The sequence below is a fragment of the Mesorhizobium sp. M1E.F.Ca.ET.063.01.1.1 genome, assembly GCF_003998155.1.
GTDB lineage: Bacteria > Pseudomonadota > Alphaproteobacteria > Rhizobiales > Rhizobiaceae > Mesorhizobium.
Genome location: NZ_RZSC01001550.1, coordinates 1 through 494, shown reverse-complemented (window position 1 = coordinate 494; position 494 = coordinate 1). Strand labels below are relative to the sequence as shown.

The window sequence follows — 494 nt, the reverse complement described above, 5'->3', positions numbered from 1 at the left end:
CCTCTTCCTCGATGATGTCGGCCATGGCCGGCATCGAGGCGATCTTGCGCACGAACTTCACCGCCGCCAGCATCTCGTCGACATCGGCGTTGGTGGAATAGGCGTTGGCCGTGATCTTCGGATAATCGCGCGGATTCTTCGAGCGGATCATGATCTCGCCTCGGCTCGACGGGCGGCAGTTGGAAAGGCCGATGGAAAAGCCGGGCCACGGATCGGGGGTCAGGATCGGGCGCTCGCCGCTCTTCGGGATGACGGTCGAGAAGGCCTGGAAATAGAGCTGCATGTTGGGCCGCGCCATCGACGGGTCGGTGCGGAAGAAGCCGCCGGCATTGTTCATCGACAGAGCCAGCGGACCGGAGCGCAAGAGGATGTATTGCATGCCGACCAGAAGCTTGCCCCACCATGGGCGCAGGATCTGGTTGAGCGTCGGCAGCTTGCCTTTGAAGGTGTAGTTGACGCCGACATGGTCCTGCAGATTGGCGCCGACATTCTCG

1 protein-coding gene is annotated in these 494 nt (G+C 62.1%); it reads right to left on the bottom strand.

Translation table 11 applies throughout. The features are described from left to right. A partial coding sequence (locus tag EOA29_RS39725) for a GMC oxidoreductase (protein WP_145970175.1) occupies positions 1 to 494 on the bottom strand: 494 nt, incomplete at both ends.